This window comes from Anaerococcus provencensis (genome assembly GCF_000312365.2).
In the GTDB taxonomy this organism is placed as follows: Bacteria; Bacillota; Clostridia; order Tissierellales; family Peptoniphilaceae; genus Anaerococcus; species Anaerococcus provencensis.
This window is the reverse complement of sequence record NZ_HG003686.1, coordinates 307650-309227: the sequence shown is the minus strand read 5'-3', so window position 1 is coordinate 309227 and position 1578 is coordinate 307650. Positions and strand designations below refer to the sequence as shown.

The window sequence follows — 1578 nt, the reverse complement described above, 5'->3', positions numbered from 1 at the left end:
TTGTCTTGGTAGGTTCACATCCTTTTCCACTTAATCCAGATTTTGGGACCTTAGCTGTCGATCTGGGCTGTTTCCCTTTCGACTTAGGAGCTTATCCCTCTAAGTCTGACTCCATGACCTGATTTTTTGGCATTCGGAGTTTGATAGGCTTTGGTACGGTATGCCGCCCTAGGCCATTCAGTGCTCTACCTCCTAAAATCTTTAGTCATAGGCTAGCCCTAAAGCTATTTCGAGGAGAACCAGCTATCTCCGGGTTCGTTTGGTTTTTCGCCCCTATCCACAGTTCATCCGATGCGTTTTAAACCGCACCCGGTTCGAGCCTCCAGTGAATTTTACTTCACCTTCACTCTGACCATGGATAGATCACCCGGTTTCGGGTCTATCATATCTAACTTTCGCCCTGTTAAGACTCGCTTTCGCTTGGACTTCGCATCTTAAATGCTTAATCTTGCTTTATATGATAACTCGCTGGCCCATTCTACAAAAGGTACGAGATCACTCTTTAGAGCTCTCTCTGCTTGTAGGCACTAGGTTTCAGGTTCTTTTTCACTCCCCTTGCGGGGTTCTTTTCACCTTTCCCTCACGGTACTTGTTCGCTATCGGTCACATGTTAGTATTTAGCCTTAGGGGATGGGCCCCCTGTCTTCACAGCAAATTCCTCGTGTTCACTGCTACTTGCTCCCAAAAATATTTTGGCTTTTGTCTACAAGACTTTCACTTTCTTTGGTTCATTTTCCCAAATGATTCGACTTGCCTTGATATTTCTTATTGGGTTGGGCTGTTTTCTTTTCGCTCGCCGCTACTTGGAAAATCGAGTTTTCTTTCTTTTCCTCCTGCTACTTAGATGTTTCAGTTCGCAGGGTCTTGCTTCATAAAGTTATGTATTCGCTTTATGATGACTGATTCTTCATCAGCCGGGTTTCCCCATTCGGAGTCCTAGGGGTCATGGCTTTTTGTGAGCTCGCCCTAGTTTTCGTTCACTTACGTCCTTCTTCGTCTTCATGTGCCAAGGCATCCACCTGGCGCCCTTTCTTTCTTGACTGGAAATATTGTTTGCTATTTGATTTTTTACTTAACTTTCTCGGACTTCGTCCTGCGACCATTTCATGGTCTCATGATGGGGAGACTTACTTAGTCCTCCATCAGCCGGACAGGCTAGTCTGTTAAGTGGTTCATTATTGTTAAATTTCATTAAACTCAATTAAAATGAGTAACATTGTTTTTTCTAAAAGTTAGAGAATAACGTATCATTCTCTTTTCAGCGACGACGTATCGTCGCTGAAATCCTTAGAAAGGAGGTGATCCAGCCGCACCTTCCGATACGGCTACCTTGTTACGACTTCACCCCAGTTACTGACCCTACCTTCGACTGCTGCGTCCTAATGGTTCGCTCACAGGCTTCGGGTATTGCCAACTTCCATGGTGTGACGGGCGGTGTGTACAAGACCCGGGAACGCATTCACCGCAGCATTCTGATCTGCGATTACTAGCAACTCCAACTTCATGCACTCGAGTTGCAGAGTGCAATCCGAACTGGGACAGGCTTTTTGAGGTTCGCTTGACGTCACCGTCTCGCCG

Annotated in this window: 2 other annotated features (both running past the window's edge). The window is 45.8% G+C overall.

The window, feature by feature from the left end:
• Positions 1-1042: a sequence feature (23S ribosomal RNA rRNA prediction is too short), on the bottom strand (it extends 435 nt beyond the left edge of the window).
• A gap of 249 nt (positions 1043-1291) precedes the next feature.
• Positions 1292-1578, bottom strand: a sequence feature (mutual gap in cmsearch alignment for this rRNA model is longer than 100); it runs 1257 nt beyond the window's last position.